This window comes from Paenibacillus tengchongensis, assembly GCF_008973665.1.
GTDB classification, from domain to species: domain Bacteria; phylum Bacillota; class Bacilli; order Paenibacillales; family Paenibacillaceae; genus Paenibacillus_AQ; species Paenibacillus_AQ tengchongensis.
Genome location: NZ_WACP01000001.1, coordinates 184,752 through 206,583 on the forward strand (window position 1 = coordinate 184,752; position 21,832 = coordinate 206,583).

21 protein-coding genes are annotated in these 21,832 nt (G+C 52.3%); 4 read left to right on the forward strand and 17 right to left on the reverse strand.

Features of this window, described 5'->3' with window-relative positions:
- Positions 1-37: 37 nt before the first annotated feature.
- The 4 genes from F1381_RS00540 to leuB form a co-directional block, all read right to left on the reverse strand.
- Positions 38-1,141 (reverse strand): ATP-binding protein, encoded by a 1,104-nt coding sequence (locus F1381_RS00540; RefSeq protein WP_151732882.1) that lies wholly within the window; start codon positions 1,139-1,141, stop codon positions 38-40.
- Positions 1,142-1,574: 433 nt separating this feature from the next.
- Complete coding sequence (locus F1381_RS00545; protein ID WP_151732883.1) at positions 1,575-1,982, reverse strand: hypothetical protein; 408 nt, start codon at positions 1,980-1,982, stop codon at positions 1,575-1,577.
- A gap of 225 nt (positions 1,983-2,207) precedes the next feature.
- Positions 2,208-2,747, reverse strand: coding sequence for a peroxiredoxin (locus F1381_RS00550; RefSeq protein WP_151732884.1), 540 nt, complete (start codon positions 2,745-2,747; stop codon positions 2,208-2,210).
- A gap of 244 nt (positions 2,748-2,991) precedes the next feature.
- On the reverse strand, positions 2,992-4,074 hold the full coding sequence (gene leuB, locus F1381_RS00555) for a 3-isopropylmalate dehydrogenase (protein ID WP_151732885.1): 1,083 nt from the start codon (positions 4,072-4,074) through the stop codon (positions 2,992-2,994).
- A gap of 236 nt (positions 4,075-4,310) precedes the next feature.
- On the opposite strand from leuB, the gene F1381_RS00560 reads away from it, so the two are divergent.
- A complete protein-coding gene (locus F1381_RS00560; RefSeq protein ID WP_151732886.1) occupies positions 4,311-5,291 on the forward strand; it encodes an aldo/keto reductase in 981 nt (326 codons plus the stop codon).
- A 77-nt stretch (positions 5,292-5,368) separates the two neighbouring features.
- Here F1381_RS00560 and F1381_RS00565 read toward each other — a convergent pair whose 3' ends face one another.
- The 4 genes from F1381_RS00565 to F1381_RS00580 form a co-directional block, all read right to left on the reverse strand.
- Positions 5,369-6,466, reverse strand: coding sequence for a DUF4097 family beta strand repeat-containing protein (locus tag F1381_RS00565; RefSeq protein ID WP_187355124.1), 1,098 nt, complete (start codon positions 6,464-6,466; stop codon positions 5,369-5,371).
- A gap of 18 nt (positions 6,467-6,484) precedes the next feature.
- The gene (locus F1381_RS00570; protein WP_151732888.1) at positions 6,485-6,982 is read right to left on the reverse strand and encodes a hypothetical protein; all 498 of its coding nucleotides are present in this window, start codon (positions 6,980-6,982) and stop codon (positions 6,485-6,487) included.
- 63 nt (positions 6,983-7,045) lie between these two features.
- The gene (locus tag F1381_RS00575) at positions 7,046-7,501 is read right to left on the reverse strand and encodes an anti-sigma factor (RefSeq protein ID WP_187355125.1); all 456 of its coding nucleotides are present in this window, start codon (positions 7,499-7,501) and stop codon (positions 7,046-7,048) included.
- Entirely contained in the window at positions 7,498-8,058 is a 561-nt protein-coding gene (locus F1381_RS00580) for a sigma-70 family RNA polymerase sigma factor (protein WP_151732890.1), read from the reverse strand. Before F1381_RS00580 ends, F1381_RS00575 begins: the two co-directional genes overlap by 4 nt.
- A gap of 250 nt (positions 8,059-8,308) precedes the next feature.
- On the opposite strand from F1381_RS00580, the gene F1381_RS00585 reads away from it, so the two are divergent.
- Positions 8,309-9,313 carry a serine hydrolase domain-containing protein gene (locus F1381_RS00585; protein ID WP_246187854.1) on the forward strand — a complete coding sequence of 335 codons (1,005 nt, stop codon included), beginning with the start codon at positions 8,309-8,311 and terminating at the stop codon, positions 9,311-9,313.
- 75 nt (positions 9,314-9,388) lie between these two features.
- Here the strand turns inward: F1381_RS00585 and F1381_RS00590 are convergent, their stop codons facing one another.
- From F1381_RS00590 to ilvB, 4 genes are all read right to left on the reverse strand, one after another.
- A complete protein-coding gene (locus tag F1381_RS00590; protein ID WP_151732891.1) occupies positions 9,389-10,930 on the reverse strand; it encodes a 2-isopropylmalate synthase in 1,542 nt (513 codons plus the stop codon).
- Between the two features lie 107 nt (positions 10,931-11,037).
- Positions 11,038-12,030 (reverse strand): ketol-acid reductoisomerase, encoded by a 993-nt coding sequence (ilvC, locus tag F1381_RS00595; protein WP_151732892.1) that lies wholly within the window; start codon positions 12,028-12,030, stop codon positions 11,038-11,040.
- Between the two features lie 175 nt (positions 12,031-12,205).
- Positions 12,206-12,694, reverse strand: coding sequence for an acetolactate synthase small subunit (ilvN, locus tag F1381_RS00600; protein WP_151732893.1), 489 nt, complete (start codon positions 12,692-12,694; stop codon positions 12,206-12,208).
- A complete protein-coding gene (gene ilvB, locus F1381_RS00605) occupies positions 12,691-14,439 on the reverse strand; it encodes a biosynthetic-type acetolactate synthase large subunit (protein ID WP_151732894.1) in 1,749 nt (582 codons plus the stop codon). The genes ilvN and ilvB overlap by 4 nt, the downstream gene beginning before the upstream one ends.
- Positions 14,440-15,041: 602 nt before the next feature.
- On the opposite strand from ilvB, the gene F1381_RS00610 reads away from it, so the two are divergent.
- Positions 15,042-15,491: a GNAT family N-acetyltransferase gene (locus F1381_RS00610; RefSeq protein ID WP_151732895.1), complete on the forward strand. Its 450-nt coding sequence runs from the start codon at positions 15,042-15,044 to the stop codon at positions 15,489-15,491.
- A gap of 15 nt (positions 15,492-15,506) precedes the next feature.
- Here F1381_RS00610 and F1381_RS00615 read toward each other — a convergent pair whose 3' ends face one another.
- From F1381_RS00615 to F1381_RS00635, 5 genes are all read right to left on the reverse strand, one after another.
- Positions 15,507-15,836, reverse strand: coding sequence for a hypothetical protein (locus F1381_RS00615; protein ID WP_151732896.1), 330 nt, complete (start codon positions 15,834-15,836; stop codon positions 15,507-15,509).
- A 193-nt stretch (positions 15,837-16,029) separates the two neighbouring features.
- On the reverse strand, positions 16,030-16,986 hold the full coding sequence (locus F1381_RS00620) for an ABC transporter permease (protein WP_151732897.1): 957 nt from the start codon (positions 16,984-16,986) through the stop codon (positions 16,030-16,032).
- Complete coding sequence (locus F1381_RS00625) at positions 16,987-18,060, reverse strand: ABC transporter permease (protein ID WP_151732898.1); 1,074 nt, start codon at positions 18,058-18,060, stop codon at positions 16,987-16,989.
- Positions 18,053-19,591, reverse strand: coding sequence for an ABC transporter ATP-binding protein (locus tag F1381_RS00630; RefSeq protein ID WP_151732899.1), 1,539 nt, complete (start codon positions 19,589-19,591; stop codon positions 18,053-18,055). Before F1381_RS00630 ends, F1381_RS00625 begins: the two co-directional genes overlap by 8 nt.
- A 227-nt stretch (positions 19,592-19,818) precedes the next feature.
- Complete coding sequence (locus F1381_RS00635) at positions 19,819-20,907, reverse strand: BMP family lipoprotein (RefSeq protein WP_151732900.1); 1,089 nt, start codon at positions 20,905-20,907, stop codon at positions 19,819-19,821.
- A 306-nt stretch (positions 20,908-21,213) separates the two neighbouring features.
- On the opposite strand from F1381_RS00635, the gene F1381_RS00640 reads away from it, so the two are divergent.
- The gene (locus F1381_RS00640; RefSeq protein ID WP_151732901.1) at positions 21,214-21,762 is read left to right on the forward strand and encodes an acyl-CoA thioesterase; all 549 of its coding nucleotides are present in this window, start codon (positions 21,214-21,216) and stop codon (positions 21,760-21,762) included.
- Positions 21,763-21,832: the final 70 nt, after the last annotated feature.

Sequence of the window (21,832 nt, forward strand, 5' to 3'; positions counted from 1 at the left end):
CAATTGCAGAAGCCTCAGGCTTTTGCCTGTAGTTCATCTATTGAATCAGCGGGAGCGTAATGGTAAACCGCGTCCCTTCGTTCAACCGGCTGCTCACCGAGATGCAGCCGCCGTGATTCTTAACAATCCGGTCGCTGACCGACAGCCCCAGTCCGGTCCCGTTCTCCTTCGTTGTAAAGAAGGGCTTAAACAACCTGTCCAAAGTGCAGATGTCCATTCCCTTGCCATTGTCCGAAATGAAGATGCGGACTTCCCCACCTTCGCGGCGTGCGCCAATTTCAATGCGGCCGGAGAAATCGTCCACACGCTCCGTGATCGCTTCCATAGCATTGCGGATCATATTTAGAACCACTTGCTTCATCTGTTTAATATCACCGGAGATAACCATATCTTCATGCAGCGGGTGAAGATTGATCTGAGTACCTTTCATCAGGGCTTCACTTTCCGCGAGCAATACAACCTCTTTAAGCAGAGCAGATACCGGAATCATAGTCACTTGGGGAACCGAGGGCTTGGAGGAAGACAAAAATTCATGAATAATATCGTTGGCCCGGTCAATTTCGGCAAGGATAATCTTGGCATACTCCTCCTTGCCAAGCTGGTGGAGGTAAGGGTGCAGTAATTGGATGAAGCCGCGGATCGCTGTAAGCGGATTCCGAATCTCGTGGGCAATGGAGGCGGACAGCTTGCCCAGCATGGCCAGACTATCGTTCTGGTATGCGGTCTGTTCAATCAGCTTGAAATCAGATATTTCTTTTACCGTAAACAAATAATAGCCCCGCATCTGTTCTCCGCAGAACAAGGATATGCGCCAGTAGCGGCCGTATTCGTCCATAAACTCATAGCACTGCTTCCCTTTGAGCACCATTTCACGATAACTCCGCAGCAGATGCTTCTTCTTGAAACGGCCCAGTTGAACGTTCGATAACAGATCGGACATAGTGCAGCCCACTAAGGAATGACGCGTTAATTCAAGCATTCCATACATCTGTCTGTTGACGAACGTAAGCATGCCCTCCTCATCAAAAAGCATAATTCCGCTGTCAATGTGCTCCAGTACATCTTCATATGTAGTGTCCATGGAACCAGATTGAAACATTCTTTCCGGCAGAAGCAGGCTTTCCTGATATTGGCTGATCACGATACGATGTTCCCCCTTTACCGCTTTTGGACGCAGATGCTAAAGCGACATCAAATTACTATGTATTTGATTATATGACGAAGCCGCCAGAACATTCGGAAATCGTAATATTAAATCCAACCGTTTCATCTATATTCCAATCATATCCAAGAGCAGAAGACAACGCAATCGGAGAAACTGTCGAATGGCAGATTTATTGATAAAAATGATTCTTAAGACACATTAAATCTCATGTCATGCACACGCCCTTGAAACAACTGCAAATATTGACTATCCAGTCACAAAAATACGGATAAAAACCCCGCCGTTTTGGGATTTGTTTCAAACCGCTGCACAGCAAAAAAATGCGCAACAAAAAAAGCCTCCGCAGCTGCGAGGGCTTCTTTTATGAGCATCTATCCACTTTTGGCGTCATTTATGCCTGTACCAACCGCTATGCTTTCTGTTGGAGACGAAGACGGCGCTGGCTCATTACGGCAAGCCGTTTCTTCAGTTCCCGTTCCCATTTGGTGTCGCCGATTCGCTTGGCTACAGCCAGCAAGTCCAGGGCCATGTCGATCTGGCTGCGCACAATCGCCAGCGGATCCTCGCTTTCCAGATTTACGACGTTCTCGAAGATGGCTTCGTCATCCTCCATGACGTAGTCCTGAAAATCCACATCCGTTACACCGTCGCCATGGGCGTATTCCGCGAGAATCTCATACTCGTTTTCGACCTTGTAATGTACCTCCACCCGGTGGCATACCGGACAAAACAGCAGGGGAACATTATGGACTTGCGTGCGATAATGCTTTAGGGTTCCCTTAGTTCCAACCATACTCGCTCCACAGCAAAAGCTCATTATTGTTCACCCTCCCCTGAGTATAGACACTTGTATTCTTATTATTGTATTACAATTACGCCGCAGAGATTCCATGTTCCGCAGGTTCAAAGCAGACCTTCTGCACCCAAATTCAGCCTGATTACTACTTCCGGCAGTCTGGTGCAAAAAACCCCCTCGCCTGGAATCTACCCGGAAGGAGGTTTCATTAGTCTATCAAAGAACAGGGACGAAGACAAATGGGGATTACAGGTTCTTATCACCCGGCTGCCAGTTCATGGCGCATAGTCCGCCGGACTGCAAAGCTTGCAGCACACGCAGTGTTTCGTCGACGCTTCGTCCGATATCATTATGGTTGACCACTTCATACTTCAGTTCACCGTCGGGATCAATAATGAACAGACCGCGCAGTGCCACACCTTCCTCTTCGATCAACACCCCGTAATCAGCCGCTACCTTCTTGGTAATGTCTGAGGCTAGCGGGTAATTTACAGGTCCGAGGCCGTTCTTATCCTTCGGCAGGCTGATCCAGGCTTTATGGCTGTGCACCGAATCGACGCTAACACCCAGTATTTCGGTATCCAAATCCGCAAAGTCAGCAGCAAACTCGCTTAGAGCGGTAATCTCCGTAGGACAAACATAGGTGAAATCGAGCGGATAAAAGAATAAGACCAGCCATTTGCCCCGATAGTCGGACAAGCTTCTGACGCCGAATTCCTGGCCGTCGCCGGTTACAACCTCCATGGTGAAATCAGGGGCTTGCCTGCCCACCAAACGTTCCGCCATCCAAACAATCCTCCTTATGAATATGTAAAGCAAAAAAACAATAACATGCACGTCAAGCAAGATAAATGCTATCCTTGTAACAAGGATTCTATCTAGCTTGTCTACCAGCTGTTGACCAAATGGTAGCACTGCAGAAATCCAAAGTCAATATTGCATTTATTACTTAATTATAATGATTATAAATTAAGTACCTTTTGTGAAGTTTTTTGATTTTCCGCTTCATTAAAGGAGAATCCGGTTTAATTTATGCCTTACGAATAGCGGCTACAATCAGGTCGCCCATAGCGGAAGTGCTGATCGCTTTGCTCTTATCGACGGCAATGTCCCCTGTGCGGTGTCCGGCATCCAGAACCTCGGCTACAGCAGCCTCAATGGCAGCCGCAGCATCTTCGTAGCCGAAGGTCAGGCGGAACATCAGCGCAAGCGACAGAATAGTAGCGATCGGGTTGGCCAACCCTTGACCGGCAATGTCGGGAGCGGAGCCGTGTACCGGTTCATACAGGCCGTAGCTGCCCTCACCCAGCGACGCGGAGGCCAGCATGCCGATGGATCCGGTCAGCATAGCTGCTTCATCGCTCAGAATGTCGCCGAACATATTCTCAGTTACAATGACGTCGAAGCTGGACGGACGGCGCAGCAGCTGCATGGCGCAGTTGTCGACCAGCACATGCTCCAGCTCCACCTGCGGATATTCCGGAGCGATCCGGTTAACGACCTCTCTCCAAAGACGGGAGGTTTCCAGCACGTTGGCTTTATCTACGCTGGCCAGCTTATTGCGGCGCTTGCCGGCAATCTCAAAAGCCTGGCGCACGATGCGCTCCACTTCCGTTACGTTGTATACGCAGGTATCCACTGCTTCTTCTCCGTGCTCACCCTGCCGGCGCAGCTTGTCGCCGAAGTAGATTCCGCCGGTCAGCTCCCGCACGACCATCAGATCCGTGCCTTCCAGCACTTCAGGCTTCAGCGTGGATGCATCCTTCAAACAGTCAAAGACAACGGCGGGACGCAGGTTGGAGAACAATCCCAGCGCTTTGCGGATACCGAGCAGTCCAGTCTCCGGGCGCAGTTCTTTCGGATTGTTGTCCCATTTCGGTCCGCCTACGGCACCCAGCAGCACCGCATCGGCATTGCGGCAAATGTCCAGAGTATCCTCCGGCAGCGGCGTTCCCCGTTCATCGATGGCGATACCGCCGAAGAGGGCATGCTCCGTTTCAAATTTGTAGCCGAACACTTCCTCTGCCTTTTTAAGCACTTTTTCCGCTTCGGCCACCACTTCAGGTCCGATTCCGTCTCCGGCAATAACGGCGATCTTTTTCACTTCGCTCATGTTTGTCACTCCCCAATGGATTTGCTGGCATAACCACCAGCTTAATTAGCAGGCATAGTTCTTCTGTATACTGTTGTAACATAAGCCCGGCCAAAGGACAAAGATATAGATTCTATGAACGTGATAGGTATTGCCTATAGGATAAATTTGCTCTTGATTTGCAGGTTGTTTACAATAAATAAGTAATGAGCTTGCTTAATTGTCATCATCCATCTGAAGCGAGGAGTGATTGCAGAGTGCAGTTTACGAAGCTTGGCAAATCCGGCATGAAGGTCAGCCGCCTGTGTTTGGGAACGATGAATTTCGGTCCGATTACCGATGAGAAGGAAGCTTTCCGCATTATGGACGCCGCGCTTGACGCGGGCATCAATTTTTTTGACACCGCAAACATTTACGGCTGGGGTGAGAATTCCGGTCTTACAGAGACGATCATCGGCCGTTGGTTCAAGCAGGGCGGCGGACGGCGCGAGAAGACCGTGCTTGCCACCAAGGTGTACGGCGCAATGAGCGATAAGCTGGACGGTCCCAACGATGAACGCGGTCTGTCCTCTTATATTATCCGCCGTCATCTGGAAGGTTCACTGCAGCGGTTGCAGACCGATCATATCGAGCTGTACCAGATGCATCACGTCGACCGCAATGTCACATGGGACGAGCTTTGGGGTGCCTTCGAACTGGCCGTCAGCCAAGGCAAGATCGGCTACGTCGGCTCCAGTAATTTCGCGGGCTGGGATATCGCTGTTGCCCAGATGGAAGCGAAGAACCGCGGCTTCCTGGGCCTGGTGTCGGAGCAGCACAAGTACAGCCTGACCTGCCGCCTGCCGGAGCTTGAGGTCCTTCCCGCCGCACAGAGCCTCGGCCTGGGCGTCATCCCGTGGAGCCCGCTGGACGGCGGATTGCTCGGCCGCAATGCCCTCAAGAAGATTGAAGGCTCGCGCAGCGGCGGCAACGCCGAGCGCATCGAGCAGCACAAGGCCCAGCTTGAAGCCTTCGCCGAGCTCAGCCGCGAGCTGGGCGAGCCGCAGGACAACATCGCGCTTGCCTGGCTGCTCGCCAATCCCGCAGTCACCGCGCCGATTATCGGACCACGCACCTTGGAGCAGTTCGAAAGCGCCCTGCGCAGTCTCGAAATCGTACTGGACGAGTCCGTACTGAAGCGCCTGGACGAGATCTTCCCCGGACCCGGCGGTGCCGCTCCGAACGCGTATGCCTGGTAATCGGTATTTACCATCCTGCAATATCGAAAGAGAGCCGCCTCACGCATTTTCTTCTGCGCAAGGCGGCTCTCTTTCTCTTATTCGGCGGTATCCACCGTTATAGAACCATTGCTGGTCGAAAGCTTCACCTCATGGGTGCCGCTGCCCAGCGTGGCCTTCCCGTTATCCTTGCCGTCACCGTCGTAATCCCAGCCGATATTCCCCTTCAGCGAGCCATTGCTGGTGTCCGCTTCAATTTGTGCATCAGCAACCGCCGGAAGGTTAACGGTAATTTTGCCGTTGCTTGACGAAAGCTTCCAGTTTCCGGTCACCGCTGAGTTGGCGGTGATCCGCCCGTTGCTGCTCTTGGCTTCAAGCGGGCCGTCGATGTTATCGAGCTCAATGGCACCGTTGGAGCTTTTGAGTTCAACCTCTCCCTGTACATTTTGCACTGTCATCGTTCCGTTGCTGGTATGCGCCTCTACACCGCCGGCAATGTCATGGATATCCAGCTTTCCATTGCTGGTGTCCGCCTTAAGACCGGCATCCAGATTCCATGCTTCAATGGTGCCGTCGCTGGTTTCGACTTCAACGGCCAGACTGCTCGGCAGCGTGATTTCCAGATACGGCGATTTCGTGTAAATCCCGAAGTGAATGTCCGACAACCAGCTATCGTCATGCTTCTGCTCCAGCGTCAGCGTGTCTCCTTCGGCAGTAACCTTCCACTCTTCAGCCAGCCTGCCGGCGGCCTCTACCTCTGAGTCACCGTCTATCTCTAGCTCACCCTTATAATCTAAAGTGTTGCTATCCACCCCGGTAACCTTAACCTTGCCGTTTGGCAAATCTACCTTTACAGTGGTAATGCCATTCAGATTATCCACCATTCCCTGCACAGGGACGAGATGCGACCTGCCGAGGATGCCTGCCAGCGAGCCTCCCGCAAGCATGGACTGGCCTCCGCTGGCCAGCACCAGCACAATGATCAGAATGATTGCCCATGCACTGACGCGAGTCTTCGTCTCCGATTTCAGCAGCAGCCGCAGCAGCATTTCAACTCCGAACAGGATCAGCAGCGCAGGCCAGAGATAGCCCAGCAGATCATAAGATACAATATCAAGCTGGGCCAGCACCACCAGCGCGCCCAGCGCAATACAGCCAAGCGCAGCGGTGAAGCTGCCAACCTTCCATCTTCCCATCCGTCCATACCCCATTTCCTAAACTTTTGTGTTCTTTCGCAGCAGTCTGAACCCGTATCCGATCAGTGCCAGCGCCAGCAGAATCGTTCCGATATTCATATCGACGAGGATCCGCCACAGCCACGGAAAAACATTGATGACCATCAGCAGGAAGCCGGCGATTACGCAGCCGATGCCGACCCATACAGGGCTGACTTCCTCCTGGGGATAGCTGGGCATCGGTGGTACTCCCATGCTCCAAGGTGCACTATAGGCGTCGGGATGAAACATCATCCGTTCATGCTCTTCCACAGACAGCTTCATCCAGGCAGCCTTCTGCAGCGCGTCGAACAGCTGATAGAACCAGAGCGCGGCCAGGGCAAACGGGAAAATCGACGGCATGGAAGGGATGAAAATAATGCATAGTATCGCACCAATCATGTACTCCAGGCCCAGCTTCTTGAAGCCCAGATACATGTGGCCCAAGCCTGGAATCCAGGCCAGGAAAAAAGTCAGCCAGCGTTTTTTCTTGATCATGTTTATCCTCCTAAAAGTTTTGCGAAAAATTCGCATCTTGTATTTACATTGCAGCAATTAAATTTATTTGTCAGCTGGTGTGTTGGACAGCCAAGCACCGACCGAGCTGGACATATGGCCATTGATTTCACTGATTCCATAGGCCAGATTCTCAAATATTCCGAGCTGCACCAGCACCAGGGTCAAACCGACCGCCAGGCAGTAATGCATCCAGGATGTGCGCGGAGCGGTACGCCGTCTGGCTGCAGTCGGCTGTATGCTGCGTTCTTTACGGCCATTCTCAAGCCGTTCAATCTCCGACATCACCGAATCCGTCAAATCCGGAAAGTCCGGCAGACCCGGCGCTGCCCAAGCACTGTCTTCTTCGTTCCAAATTGCCGCCAGCTCTCTGGCTTCTTCCAGCCACTGTGCGCATTCCGGGCAGGAGTCCGTGTGCAGCCGGAGCTGCAGCTCCATATCCGGAGATAACTGGCCGTCTATATAATGAGGCATCCACTCTTGTACTGTTGCACACTTCATCGCCATTCCTCCCCGAGTTTACGCATCATTTGTCTGGCCCTGTAGAGCTGGGATTCGACCGTTTTGACCGAAACCCCTTTCTGCTCGGCAATTTCCTGATAGGAATGGCGCTGGAAATAATACAACTGCACAACCGACCGGTACGGCTCTGCGAGATTGTTCAAATTCCGGTCCAATTCCTGTGTGGCCTCCTTGCGGAGCGCCTCCTGCTCTGGCGTCTGTGAAGAGATATAATCGTTCTCCGTGTAATCCGCCGCTGTCCGGTGCTGCCATTCCCGGTCATTCGCTCTTTTCCAGTCGAGACAGGTCCGATAGGCGATCCGGTACAGCCAGGTGGAGAACGATGACTGCCCTCTGAAGGAAGGGAGCGCCTTGTACGCTTTAATGAATACCTCCTGGGCCATATCCTTGGCCGACTCGGCTTCTCCCGTAATTTTGAAACATACTCTATAGACCATGCCCTGGTAACGGTTGACCAGATGTCCAAACGCCTGACGCTGGCCTTCCAGCACGGCAGCAATCCATTCTGCCTCTTCCAGTGTGCTCCCCTCCTTCAGTTACATAACGTTAGACGCCGAACCGCTCTGCACCCCTGCAGCTTTTTCAAAAAAATATTCATCCGGTTTAAACTCTACGTTTATGGTACTACAAGATTGCCGCCAAGTGCGGAAAACCGCCGGATTTGACAACATTTTACCTGGCGGGACCCAATGAACTTTATGAATGAGAATATACGGTTGTTGCTGGAGAAAGGAATAGCCGAAGAAATGAGGAATAGGTTTATTGCCGTAAAAAGGAGGAATTATTTTGACCCATCTGCAGAGAACCATTGAAGATCTTGTTAACAAGTATCAAGGAGAAAAGCCGTTAAGCGGAACCCTATTAATCGCAAGAAATTACGATGTAATATTTGAAAAAGCCTATGGGGAGGCGAGCATTCAACTGCGTGTGCCCAATACCCCTGAAACGAAGTTTCATATCGCTTCTTTGACCAAAATGTTTACCGCCGCCGCAGCCCTGAAGCTGCACGGGGAAGGCAGAGTCAGCCTGAATCACCATCCCGGCCTCTATTTACCGGAACTGGAGCGGCTGCACCCGGAAACAACCATCCATCACTTGCTTTCCAATACCTCCGGGCTGTCCGACATTTATGCCGTTCCTCATCTGCGGCATGAAATCAGCAAGCTGGCCTATGACAACAGGGATTTCTTGAGTTATTTAGGAGAGCAGAAGCAGCCTTATCCTCCGGGGAAACGCTGGAAATACAGCAGTACCGGTTTTTTAATGGTCGCCTACATCCTGGAGAAGGTGACGGGACAAACATTTGAGAGATTGCTGAAAGAGATGTTTCTGGAGCCGCTGGGCATGAAGGACACCGGACAGGATAATCCGCGGGTGATCAACAAAAATCGCGCCTATGGACACACCATTGTGGACGGAGAATACAGAAATGCCGACAACGACAAATTATCAGACCTTGATCAGATCCCGGGCGAACTGTATTCAACGGCAAGAGATCTGAATCAATGGTGCAATGCCATGCTTAAAGGAGATGTGCTGGCAGAGCATTTATCGGACAAAATGTTTACTCCATACGGCTTGGTGGATTTCGATCCCGCACTGACCTACGGATACGGCTGGTTTTTGGATATGGGAAGGAACCGCCGCTTAATCGGCGGAGGCACCCCCGGATTCAGATCGGAAATCTTTCAGTATCCGGAGCACAAGCTCCATATCATCATGCTGTGGAACAATGAAACGATAAATTTCCATGAATTATTCTGGCGAATTAACGAGGCCTTGTTACACTAGCGGAATAAGCAGCAAAAAGCTGCCGGAGCAGCGGTTCTTCCCGCAGTCCGGCAGCTTGCATCGGTTCAATTCAGGTTACATCTGGGCGTGTGCCCGCCGTGTAAAAGTCTTGCGCTTCTCCAGCAGCTTGTTGAGCGCATCCAGGTAAGCTCTGGCACTGGCCTCCAGAATGTCGGTGCTCAGACCCCGGCCCTGTGCGGCCACTTCGCCCTGGGTGAGGACGACGTGAACTTCGCCCTGGGCGTCTTTTCCGCGGCTGACCGCTTTGATAGAGTAATCGCCCAGCGTGACTTCCTCACCGGTAGCCCTGTCGATCGCATTGTAAATCGCGTCTACAGAGCCGTTCCCTTCGGCTTCCGCAACAATCGGCTCCGGCTGCGGTCCATTAAGGACCACCTTGGCCGTCGGCGTCGCCTCATTGCCGTAGGTTACATAAATCGTCTTCAGGCTGAAAATCTCCGGCGTATCGATCAGCTTAGCTTCGAGCAGCGCCAGAATATCCTCATCCGATACTTCCTTCTTCTTGTCCGCCAGCTCCTTGAAGCGGCTGAACGCTTCGTTCAGCTCCTCTTCGCTGAGCTCATAGCCGAGATCGCTGAGCTTGTCGCGGAAGGCATGACGGCCGGAATGCTTGCCGAGCACCAGCTTGCTTTCCTTAAGACCGATTGTCTCGGGAGTCATGATCTCATAGGTCGTCTTCTCTTTCAGCATGCCGTCCTGGTGGATACCCGACTCATGGGCAAAAGCGTTGGCTCCGACAATGGCCTTATTGCCCGGAACAACCATCCCGGTCAGCTTGCTGACCAGACGGCTGGTGCGGGAAATTTCGGAGAGCACCAGCGAGGTCTTCGCTCCGAAGAATTCATTGCGTGTCTCCAGCGCCATCGCCACCTCTTCAATCGCCGTGTTCCCGGCGCGTTCACCGATGCCGTTGATGGTGCCTTCAATCTGATCGGCGCCGTTCTGGATCGCGGCCAGCGTATTGGCGGTAGCCATCCCTAAGTCGTTGTGACAATGTGCGCTGAGCTGGACTCGTTCAATTCCCGGCACCGTATCTTTGAGGAATTTGAAGATCGCACCGTATTCCGCCGGATTCAGGTAGCCGACCGTATCGGGAATATTCACCACATTCGCGCCTTCGCGGATCGCCATCGCTACCATCTCGGCCATGAAATCGCGCTCTGTACGGCCCGCATCTTCCAGCGAGAATTCCAGTTTGGAGAAGTATTTCTTGGCGTAACGGATTGCCGCCTGGGCAGTTTCCAGCACCTGCTCCTTCTCCATCCGCAGCTTATGCTGGCGGTGAATCGGCGATGTTGCCAGAAACAAGTGAATACATGGATCTGCAGCTCCCTGCAGGGCTTCACGGACCGCATCAATATCACTTTCCCTGGAGCGGGACAAGCCGATTACCGTTACATCCTTAACCGCCCGCGCCACCGCATTGACTGCAGCCAGGTCGCCGGGCGAAGCCGCCGGAAAGCCGGCTTCCATCCGGTCAATCCCGAGCTTCTCCAGCTGATAGGCAATTTCCACTTTCTCGCGGGTGTTCAGATTAACGCCCGGCGATTGCTCCCCGTCACGCAGCGTCGTATCGAACACATAAATCTTCCGCATTCCCGAGCACCTCCTGAAGTTGTGCTTAAACCCCAAATGCGGCCCGCGTTGCCGCGGCCGCATCCAGGGTCTTCGATATTACAGATGTATAAGTTAAGTATATGACCTTACTTCTTGATCCAGTGCATCATTTCGCGCAGCTGTCCGCCGACCACTTCAATCGGATGAGCAGCTTCATTACGGCGCGTTGCTGTCAGGAAGGCGCGTCCGGACTGGTTCTCCAGGATGAAGTCACGGGCAAACTTACCCTGCTGGATATCGCTCAGTACAGCCTTCATCGCTTTCTTCGTTTCATCGGTTACTACACGCGGGCCGGTAACGTAGTCGCCGTATTCCGCAGTGTTACTGATGGAATCGCGCATGGTTGCCAGACCTCCTTCATAGATCAGGTCCACAATCAGCTTCAATTCATGCAGACATTCGAAGTAGGCCATCTCCGGAGCGTAGCCCGCTTCGGTCAGCGTTTCGAAGCCGGCTTTGATCAGTGCCGATACACCGCCGCACAATACAGCCTGCTCACCGAACAGGTCGGTTTCCGTTTCTTCACGGAAGGAAGTTTCGATAACCCCTGCACGGGTACAGCCGATTCCCTTCGCATAAGCGAGTCCAATGGCTTTGGCATTGCCGGTTGCGTCCTGCTCGATGGCGATCAGGCCGGGAACGCCGAATCCTTCCACATACGTGCGCCGTACCATGTGACCCGGAGATTTCGGTGCAACCAGCAGCACGTCAGCATCCTTAGGAGCGACGATTTGTCCGAAATGAACGTTGAAGCCGTGGGAGAACATCAGAGCGGCACCGCTCTTCAGGTTTGGTTCGATTTCATTCTTATATACGGAAGCCTGTGTTTCGTCCGGCATCAGAATTTGCACTACATCCGCCCGGGATACTGCTTCAGCGACAGGCAACACTTCAAAGCCGTCGTTCTTGGCAGTTTCAAAGGATTTGCCTTCACGCAGGCCGATAATGACCTGGAGACCGCTGTCGCGCAGGTTCTGCGCCTGGGCATGTCCCTGGCTGCCGTACCCGATTACCGCAATTGTCTTTCCTTTTAATACGCTGAGCTCTGCATCCTGTTCATAGTACGTTGTAACTGCCATTGTCAATATCCTCCTTTAAATTGGACCCATCGTAAAGAGCGGGTGCTTCAGGAGCGGATTGTCCGGTTCTGGCGGCTCCGCTGCTCAAGCCCCCGCCCTTTAGCGGGGTATTCAATGATCTTATATAGATTAAAGCAACCAAGCAGCAATCCGTTAAAGCTGTAAATTATAACAATCAGGCATTGCCGCGGATCATCGCGGTTACCCCGGTACGCGACAGCTCTTTGATGCCATAAGGCTTCAGCAGCTCAATCATTGCATCGATTTTGGTGGTATCGCCTACCACCTGCACCAGCAGGCTGGTCGATCCGATATCGACGACCGAAGCGCGGAAGGTCTCTACGACCCCCATAATTTCGGGGCGCTCGGCTGGCTCCGCTTTGACCTTGATCAAAGCCAGCTCCCGGGCTACCATCGGCTTGGCGCCAAGATCAACGACCTTGATTACATCGATCAGTTTATAAAGCTGTTTCTCAATCTGTTCGAGCGTGTGCTGGTCGCCCAGTGTCACGATAACCATCCGCGACAGTCCGGTTTCCTCGGACTGTCCGACAGTGATGCTCTCGATATTAAAGCCGCGGCGGCCGAACAGGCCGGCTACCCGCTGCAGCACGCCGGGTTGGTCATTTACTAGCACGGAAATCGTATGTCTCATCACGGTCATTCATCTCCCATAAGCATTTGATCAATGGTAGAGCCCTGAGTTACCATCGGGTAGACATTCTCATCCTTGGAGACGACGAATTCCACCAGAACAGGACCAGGAGTTTCCAGCGCTTCCTTCCACACGGCACCTGCCTCTTCCTTGCTGGTTGCCCGCAGTCCCTTGACGCCGTAGGCTTCAGCCAGCTTGACGAAATCAGGGCTGCCGGCCAGATCCGTGTAGCTGTAACGCTTTTCATAGATCAAATTCTGCCATTGCCGGACCATTCCGAGCACCTGGTTGTTAATGACCACGATCTTTACCGGAATATTGTTGATGGCGCAAATAGCCAGCTCCTGGGAGCACATCTGCATGCCGCCGTCACCGTTAATGGATACAACCAGCCGTTCAGGCTCAGCCATCTGCGCACCGATTGCCGACGGGAATCCAAAGCCCATGGTGCCAAGGCCGCCGGATGTAATCCAGGAACGCGGATGATTGAATTTGTAATACTGGGCCGCCCACATCTGATGCTGCCCGACATCCGTCGTCACAATAGCGTTGCCTTCGGTGGTATCGTTGATCATTTCGATAACCCATTGCGGCTTGAGCTCTTCCGTGGAGTCGTTGTACTTCAGCGGATAATCAAGCTTCCACTGGGCGATTTGTGTTCTCCAGGCATCGGCATTCGCTGCCCGGGTCAGATCCGGGAGAAGCATTTCCAGCACGGTCTTTACGTCTCCGACAATCGGAATATCCGGTGCAACATTCTTGCCGATCTCGGCAGGATCAATGTCGATATGCACGATCTTGGCATGCGGTGCAAAGCCGTCCAGCTTGCCCGTCACCCGGTCGTCGAAGCGTGCACCGATGTTGATGAGCAGGTCGCATTGCTGTATCGCGTTGTTGGCAGTGTAAGTACCGTGCATCCCAGGCATGCCCATCCACAGCTCATGGCCGCTAGGGAAACAACCAAGCCCCAGCAAAGTCGTCGTAATCGGGATTTCGGTACGTTTCACGAATTCAAACATTTCTTCATGAGCCCCGGAGTAAATAACGCCGCCGCCGGCGATGATGATCGGCCGCTCTGCAGCGCTGATGGCACGGACCAGCTTGTCGAGCTGCAGCTTGTTCGGAACGGTACGCGGGTTATAACCACGCAGATTCACTCCCTGATGCTGCGGCGGGGTGAACAGCGTTTTCGCTGCCGATACATCCTTCGGAATGTCAATCAGGACCGGTCCCTTACGGCCGGTATTGGCGATATGGAACGCCTCGTGAATAACCCGCGGCAGATCCTCCACATCGCGCACCAGATAGCTGTGTTTCGTAATCGGCATTGTAATACCGGTAATGTCCGCTTCCTGGAAAGCATCGGTGCCGATGAGACTGGAGAAGACATTGCCGGTGATGACTACGAGAGGCACGGAATCCATGAATGCAGTAGCGATTCCGGTGACCAGATTCGTAGCCCCCGGGCCGGAGGTGGCGATGCAGACACCCGGCTTGCCGCTTGCACGGGCGTAACCGTCGGCGGCATGAATCGCTCCTTGCTCGTGTCTTGTGAGAATATGCTGGAAATCGGTAAAGCCGTGGAGCGCGTCGTAAATATAAAGCACCGCTCCGCCCGGATAACCGAATACGGTGTCCACACCTTCCAGGACCAGACTGCGCAGCAGAATCTCCGAACCGGTAATCACCTCGGGATTCTTCCATTTCTCACGTAATTCTTCTGTAGACCGCACTTCTGAATTTGGCGCGCTCATCAGTATTCCTCCCTTCGATGGTTAACATCCATACAGATGACGGACCGTCTTTTCATTCAAAATTTCTATTCAAAGCACTCGGCGACATAACAACAAAAAAACCTTCCGCCTCCCACGCGCAGAAAAATGATAGCGCGTGAGGGACGAAAGGTTGATCTTCCGTGGTACCACCCATGTTTGCATTGTATCTCGCGATACAACGCCTTATCAGGTACAAAAATCCATCGATGTAGGCAGGGCCCAAATCTTCATACCTGAAGTCCGTAACGCGGACTATACGATTCCCCCTAATAATTCCGCCGTTCTTGCCGGTGGACCTTTCAGGGAAACAGCTCCGAGGTGAGCTCGTATATAAGGGATTATGGTGGAGGTTTCAGCATGCCCTCACACTCTCTGGTCAAAAGAGCCCTTAAAACTTCGTCCTCTTCATTGCCGTTGCATGTATGTTCGTTAAAATGTTTAGACACATTATATGATTCCTCACACGGTTAGTCAATACCCATATTTTCAGAAACGACACATATTGTTCTCAAGCAGTTGCCGGAACGCCCACACCAGCCCGGGCATATGATGTACGACAATGTGTGGAAAGGGGGCGCTCCATGATCCGCTACCGCAGACCCAAACAGGATGACAACGTCATTCTTGACCTGATCGAGAAGCAGCTCGTCCCGCTGTCTCATCTTCCCCAGACCGTGATCAATCAGGTCCGCAAAGATCTCCCCCGCCGCCTGGGGCATGGGGTCACTTTGGTAGCTTGCCCGGATTACGAAAGCGATCCACTCGGCTTTGTTCACTTTATGCTTCACGGCGATTTGCTCTACATCGACATGCTGGCCATCTCTCCTGCGGCAAGGCGCAAGCGCTGGGGAAACATGCTCATGGACCGGGCCGAGCGGTTTGCACTATCACGCGGCTGCCGGAGGGCCAAGGTTGCCGTGGACGTCGGCAATACGGCCGGCATTGCCTTTTATCAAAAATTGGGCTACAGCGTAGCCCGTTATCAGCCGCAAAATTATTGTTATGAGTACGAGAAGCAATTCGACCGTTAAGCAGTTTCTCTTTGTTTAGAAAAATCCGGGCGGCGGATATGGAGGAACGCCGGGGCCGTAGCCGCCGGGGCCATAAGGACCGTAAGGTACTGGACCTGGACCGGGGCCGTAGCCTCCGTAAGGGCCGTAAGCATAAGGAGCCGTGCCGACGGCCAGCAAGTCGAACAATACCAGGGGAATTAAGGCTTTGGTTTGCACTTTTTTACCGGATGTCTTCTGCAGAATCAGACGGTTGCCTGAGACACGGACCAGCTTGCCCGTCACTCTGGAGCCGTCTTTTTTCACGGCAACAATTTGTTTGCCTACCAGCTTCAGTACCTGTTTCTTTGTGACTTGGGTTGCCATGTTATCCCTCCTAATCAATGAAATATGTCTTGAATGCTGCATGCTTGCTCAGATTCCAGATCAGTCTATGCGCTAGAGCCACTGTCGGCCTGTTTACCCGCCCGGATACGCTGATATACAAAAAAACCGCTTCTCCGGAACTTGCCGGAAAAGCGGTTGAGAAGATGTAAACTCTGTATGTCAGTTGCCTGATTTAACGTTTGCCAGGATCGTACGGTTCCCCGAGCGCTTTTGGAGCCGAAGAGCGGCCGACTGCACTGACCAGCACAATAATGGTCAACACATAAGGAATCATGAAGATAAATTCCTGCGGAATACTGCTGGACCAGTCAAACAATTGCACATAATTCCGGATCGCCTGGGAGAAGCCGAAGAATACGGCTGCCCCAAACGCACCCAGCGGATTCCATTTTCCGAAGATCATCGCTGCAATTGCGATAAAGCCCTGACCGGAAATGGTGTTGTGCGCAAACGTACCAGTAGTGGTGAGAGTGATGGTTGCCCCACCTAGACCGGCAAGAAGACCGCTCAGCATAACGCCGATATATCTCATCCGTTTGACGTTGACACCGAGTGTATCGGCAGCGCTCGGATGCTCACCGACCGCGCGCAGACGCAGACCGAATGGTGTCTTAAACAGAATGAAATAGATAACAATAACCAGCACAATGACCAGGTAGGTTGTTGGATATGAATTGAAAATCCCTTCGCCGATGACCGGAATTTCCGACAGGCCGGGGATTTTAATCTTTTTGAAACCATCGATCAACGGAGTCTCGCCGGCTCCCTCGAACAGCAGCTTAACCATATAAAGCGTACTGCCTGCGGCCAGGAAGTTGATCACCGTACCACTGATCGTCTGGTCCGCCTTGAAGGTAATGGAAGCCACGGCATGAATCAGCGAGCCCAGCACACCCACCGCCATAGCGCAGAGCATACCTACCCAAGGCGCCCAAGCTCCCATACCGGCATCCTGGGCATAATAACCGCCAACAGCGGCTGCAAAAGCACCGAACATCATCAGACCTTCGAGTCCGATATTAACCACACCGGAACGTTCAGAGAAGATGCCGCCAAGTGCAGCGAATATAAGCGCTGTGGAAAAAACAAGCGTTGTGTTCAGCAACTGTCCTAACGTCTGCAGATCCATCTAAGACACCTTCTCTTTCTTGCGCTTGAAGTAAAACGGCTTCAGCACCCAGCGCACAATTCCTTGGGCAGCGATAAAGAATATGATCGAACCGATAACGATACGGATCAGTTCCGGCGGAACATCCGCACCAAAGCTCATACCTGCCGAACCGTAGGTCAGCATGCCGTACAGAATCGCGGCCAGGATGACGCCGAACGGATGGGTCAGGCCCAGCAGTGCGACGGCAATTCCGTCAAACCCGTAACCCGGGGAAGCAGCGAAGATTGATTGATAGTGGAACACGCCCAGAACCTCACCCGCCCCGGCCAGTCCGGCAAACACACCGCTGATGAACATTGCTTTGACCACGTTGCGGCCTACGTTCATACCGGCATACTCGGCCGCATGCGGGTTAAAGCCGACGGCCCGCATCTCATAGCCCTGTTTGGTCTTCCACAGATACAGATAGAAGAAAGTTGCAGCCGCAAGCGCAAGCACTGTCCCCCAATGGATACGGGCATTGTCAAAGGCCGAGGCCAGAAAGGTCATCGACATCGAAGCCGGGTTATCCACGGAACGGTTCTGCCCCTCAAGCAGCAGAAAATTCTTGACGATGTAATTGGATAAATAAAGCGCAATCCAGTTCAGCATAATGGTCGTGATAACTTCATTTATGCCGCGCTTGGCTTTCAGATATCCGGCAAAACCGGCCCATAGACCACCAGCCAGTCCGGCTGCAATAACCGCGAGCGGAACCAGCAGGTACGTCGGCATTCCCGACAGCTTAATGCCTACCAGAGAAGCGGCTGTCATACCGATCAGCACCTGGCCGTCCGCACCGATGTTGAACATCCCCGAGCGGAAGGCAAAGGCAACTGCCAGGCCCGTAAACATCAATGGTGTCATTTCCCGGATGGCTTCCCCGAAGTCGTAAGAGCTGCCGAAGACGCGCTGGAACAGCGAGGAATAGGCTGCAATCGGGTCGTAACCGCCAATCAGCATAACAATAGCCCCGACTATAAAGCCCATGATGACCGCCACAATCGGTACAATGTAGCTGTCCGTCGCAAAGATTTTTTTCAGTCTATGCACCCGCATTTCCTCCCCGTTTCAAGCTTCCCGCCATCATCAGCCCCAGCTCCTGGTCATTGGTATCCTGCGGGTATACTTCACCGACAATTTGCCCTTCGTAAATTACGGCAATTCTGTCGGAGACATTCATAATTTCATCCAGTTCAAAGGAAATCAGCAATACTGCTTTTCCCTGGTCACGCTGGGCAATCAGTTGCTTCTGCACAAATTCGATCGCGCCGACGTCCAGACCGCGGGTAGGCTGGGCAGCGATCAGCAGAACAGGATCTTTGTCTATTTCCCGCGCAATAATCGCTTTTTGCTGATTACCGCCGGATAATGAACGTGCTTTATTCTCAATAGACGGCGTGCGGACGTCGAATGCTGCAACCATTTTTTCGGCATAACGGTCTATAACCTCACGCTGCAAAAATCCGTTCTTCGTGTAAGGCTTCTTATAATACGTTTCAAGCACCATATTCTCGCTGACGCTGAAATCAAGCACCAGCCCATGTTTATGCCGGTCTTCAGGAATATGCGAGACATTCAGTTCGGAAATCTTACGTGGCGGCAAATTGGCGATTTCATGGCCGGAGACGGTGATGGAACCAGAGTCAATCTTGCGCAGCCCGGTGATGGCCTGAATCAGTTCACTTTGTCCATTGCCGTCGACTCCCGCGATGCCGAGAATTTCGCCGGCCTTCACTTCAAAGCTGAGACCGTTAAGCAGATTGACGCCTTCCTTGCTCTTACTGTTGACATTATTCAGCTTCAGTACGGTTTCACGCACCTGAGGCGCTTGCTTGTCCACCTTAAACGTAACACCGCGGCCAACCATTTTCTCCGCCAGCTCGTTTGGATTGGTTCCGGCTGTCTGTACCGTATCAATGACTTTACCGCGCCGGATAATTGTTACCCGGTCGGAAATTTCCATAATTTCCTTAAGCTTATGGGTAATCAGAATAATGGATTTGCCTTCAGCGACAAGCCGCTTCATGATCGCCATCAGTTCCGTAATCTCCTGCGGAGTCAGTACGGCGGTTGGCTCGTCAAATATAAGGATATCCGCACCGCGGTACAGCGTCTTCATAATTTCCACGCGTTGCTGCATGCCTACCGAAATATCATGAATGCGCGCATTCGGATTGACCTGCAGGCCATACTGCTCGGAAAGCTTACGGACCTGTTCCGCCGCGGATTTATAGTCGATTTTAACTCCTTTTTTCGGTTCCATGCCAAGAACAATATTTTCGGTAACCGTAAAAGGCTCCACAAGTTTAAAATGCTGGTGAACCATCCCGATACCCAGTTCAATAGCTTTGTTGGGGCTATCGATAATAACCGGTTTTCCGTTAATTTCGATGCTTCCTTCGTCAGGCTGGTACAGCCCGAACACAATATTCATCAAGGTTGATTTGCCCGCTCCGTTCTCGCCGAGCAGTGCCAGAATCTCCCCTTTGTTCAGCGTCAGACTGATGGAGTCGTTCGCAACAATACCGGGAAAGCGTTTTGTGATTTGCTTCAACTCTACGACAGGAGCCGCAGCACTCATGGAATCACCCTCATCACAGAATATAGATTATTGCCTAAAATAACCGCTGGGCCGTCCCGTATATCACGGCAGCGTTCAAATTCTTCATATATGCTTATAGACACGGATGTACCGCCCCAAACAGGGCGGCACCGCCGGCATTACCTTACAGATGTTGACAAGGAACAAGGCCGGCTCAGTAACCGGCCTTGTCTTTGCTGAGAGAAAGAACAAGCTATGTTGCGATATTATTCGGATGGAACAGTGATTTCACCGGAAATAATCTTTTGCTTGTATTCTTCGACCTTAGCCAGGATGTCTTCAGTAACATTGGCTTTGGATGTTTCAGGCAGGCCTACACCGTTGTCTTTCAGGCTCAGGACAGTAGTCTTGCCGCCTTCAAACGTTCCGTCCACCACTTGCTGGGATACCTTCTTCACCGCTTCATCAACACGCTTAATCATGGAAGTCAGTGTTACATCGTCGCCAAATTCCAGGGATTGGTCTTTGTCAACGCCGATTACCCAAACTTTAGTGCCGCCTGCATCATTGCGGGATTTAGCTTCATTGAATACGCCGTTGCCTGTAGCGCCTGCAGCAGGGAAGATGATATCGTTGCCTGCGTTATACAGAGTAGCTGCCATGGATTTACCAGTGTCAGGCTTATCGTAAGCGCCTGCGTACATGATTGTAACTTCAGCATTAGGGTTAACCGCTTCTACGCCGGCTTTGAAGCCAACTTCGAATCGCTTGATTACCGGGCTGTCCATACCGCCGATGAAGCCGACTTTGTTGGTCTTCGTAGTCAGACCTGCAACCACGCCCACCAGAAAGGAGCCTTCATTCTCGGCAAAAGTAACAGATTCTACGTTAGGAGCGTCAACAACGCTGTCGATGATGGCCAGTTTCGCATCCGGATTGGCCAGTGCAACTTCCTTCAGAGCGTCGCCAAGGTCAAAGCCGATACCCCAAGTCAGATCGTAGCCGCCTTTAACGAATTGGTTCAGGTTCGGCACATAGTCTGCATTGGATTTACTTTGCAGATATTTGATTTCCACTCCGGATTCAGTGTTCAGAGCTTCCAGAGCTTCCCAAGCGGATTGGTTAAACGATTTGTCGTTTACGCCGCCCACGTCGGTAACCAGGCCGACTTTGACATCGGATTTAGGAGCTTCCGCAGGAGTTTCAGTAGCTGGTGCATTGGTTGCCGTTCCGGCGTTGGAGCCCTCAGTGGCGTTGTTGCCGGAATTTGCCGTGTTATTGTTGTTTCCGCAGCCTGCCAGAATGACAGTGAAAACAAGCATCATCACGAGCGACAGCTTGTAAACTTTCTTCATCGATAGTGATCCCCCTTCAAAAATTGGTTGTCTTTGTTATCTTCTTGGACATACCATTAGTTCAGATTATAACTGTTCAAATCCTTAAAATCCAGACAGAAATAACCCTCGGTCAATAATTCTTTGCACTTTTTCGCAAGCAAACGCTTTCTCTGCCATAATGACGTTACTTACATGTTAAGTGCACGTTACAATTGTTCAAAAAAGCTGCTTTCAGCACTAGCTCCTGCCAATTAGTATTGCACCGGCGACGCATTTCTATTATCATGATTGTTTACATAATGTATGAAAGGTGAGTACCGAACCATGGATGAACTCAATCCCCCGCAACTAAAGCCCGACTCCAAATACTGCCGCGAATCGCGTGTATTTAAGACCGGCCGCGTGTTCCCCAACGATGTGAACAATCACAAAACGCTGTTTGGCGGCAAGCTGATGAGCATTATTGACGAGGTCGCTTCCATCTCAGCTATGCGCCATTGCCGTACGAATGTCGTTACCGCCTCGACCGATTCTGTTGATTTCCTGCTGCCGATCCGGCCGACGGACTCCGTCTGCTTCGAATCCTTCGTCTCCTGGACCGGGCGGACAAGTATTGAGGTCTTCGTTAAGGTTATCGCCGAGAATCTGTATACGGGAGTCCGCTCCGTCGCGGCCACTTCCTTCCTGACCTTCGTCGCCGTCCTCGAGGACGGAACACCGGCCCCGGTGCCTGCGGTCATCCCTGAAACCGAAGAAGAGAAGCTGATCAGCGAGCTGGCTGCCGAGCGCTCCGAGCTGCGCAAGGTCAGACGGGCAAGCAGCAAAAAACTGGCTGCGCAGCTCAGCACCACAAAATACTGGGAAGGTCTGTGACGCTTTAGCGGAGCAGAATCACCGCACAAAAAAGCACCGTCGCACGAATTTCCGTGGATGCGGTGCTTTT

Bases quoted from the DNA above. Each gene is read 5' to 3' on its own strand.
- F1381_RS00570 (WP_151732888.1), bottom strand. From the start codon at position 6,982: ATGATCAAGAAAAAACGCTGGCTGACTTTTTTCCTGGCCTGGATTCCA.
- F1381_RS00550 (WP_151732884.1), bottom strand. From the start codon at position 2,747: ATGGCGGAACGTTTGGTGGGCAGGCAAGCCCCTGATTTCACCATGGAG.
- F1381_RS00630 (WP_151732899.1), bottom strand. From the start codon at position 19,591: ATGAGTGCTGCGGCTCCTGTCGTAGAGTTGAAGCAAATCACAAAACGC.
- F1381_RS00640 (WP_151732901.1), top strand. From the start codon at position 21,214: ATGGATGAACTCAATCCCCCGCAACTAAAGCCCGACTCCAAATACTGC.
- F1381_RS00590 (WP_151732891.1), bottom strand. From the start codon at position 10,930: ATGCGGAAGATTTATGTGTTCGATACGACGCTGCGTGACGGGGAGCAA.
- F1381_RS00635 (WP_151732900.1), bottom strand. From the start codon at position 20,907: ATGAAGAAAGTTTACAAGCTGTCGCTCGTGATGATGCTTGTTTTCACT.
- ilvC (WP_151732892.1), bottom strand. From the start codon at position 12,030: ATGGCAGTTACAACGTACTATGAACAGGATGCAGAGCTCAGCGTATTA.
- ilvN (WP_151732893.1), bottom strand. From the start codon at position 12,694: ATGACCGTGATGAGACATACGATTTCCGTGCTAGTAAATGACCAACCC.
- F1381_RS00610 (WP_151732895.1), top strand. From the start codon at position 15,042: ATGATCCGCTACCGCAGACCCAAACAGGATGACAACGTCATTCTTGAC.
- ilvB (WP_151732894.1), bottom strand. From the start codon at position 14,439: ATGAGCGCGCCAAATTCAGAAGTGCGGTCTACAGAAGAATTACGTGAG.
- F1381_RS00575 (WP_187355125.1), bottom strand. From the start codon at position 7,501: ATGAAGTGTGCAACAGTACAAGAGTGGATGCCTCATTATATAGACGGC.
- F1381_RS00545 (WP_151732883.1), bottom strand. From the start codon at position 1,982: ATGAGCTTTTGCTGTGGAGCGAGTATGGTTGGAACTAAGGGAACCCTA.
- F1381_RS00615 (WP_151732896.1), bottom strand. From the start codon at position 15,836: ATGGCAACCCAAGTCACAAAGAAACAGGTACTGAAGCTGGTAGGCAAA.
- F1381_RS00620 (WP_151732897.1), bottom strand. From the start codon at position 16,986: ATGGATCTGCAGACGTTAGGACAGTTGCTGAACACAACGCTTGTTTTT.
- leuB (WP_151732885.1), bottom strand. From the start codon at position 4,074: ATGAGCGAAGTGAAAAAGATCGCCGTTATTGCCGGAGACGGAATCGGA.
- F1381_RS00565 (WP_187355124.1), bottom strand. From the start codon at position 6,466: ATGGGAAGATGGAAGGTTGGCAGCTTCACCGCTGCGCTTGGCTGTATT.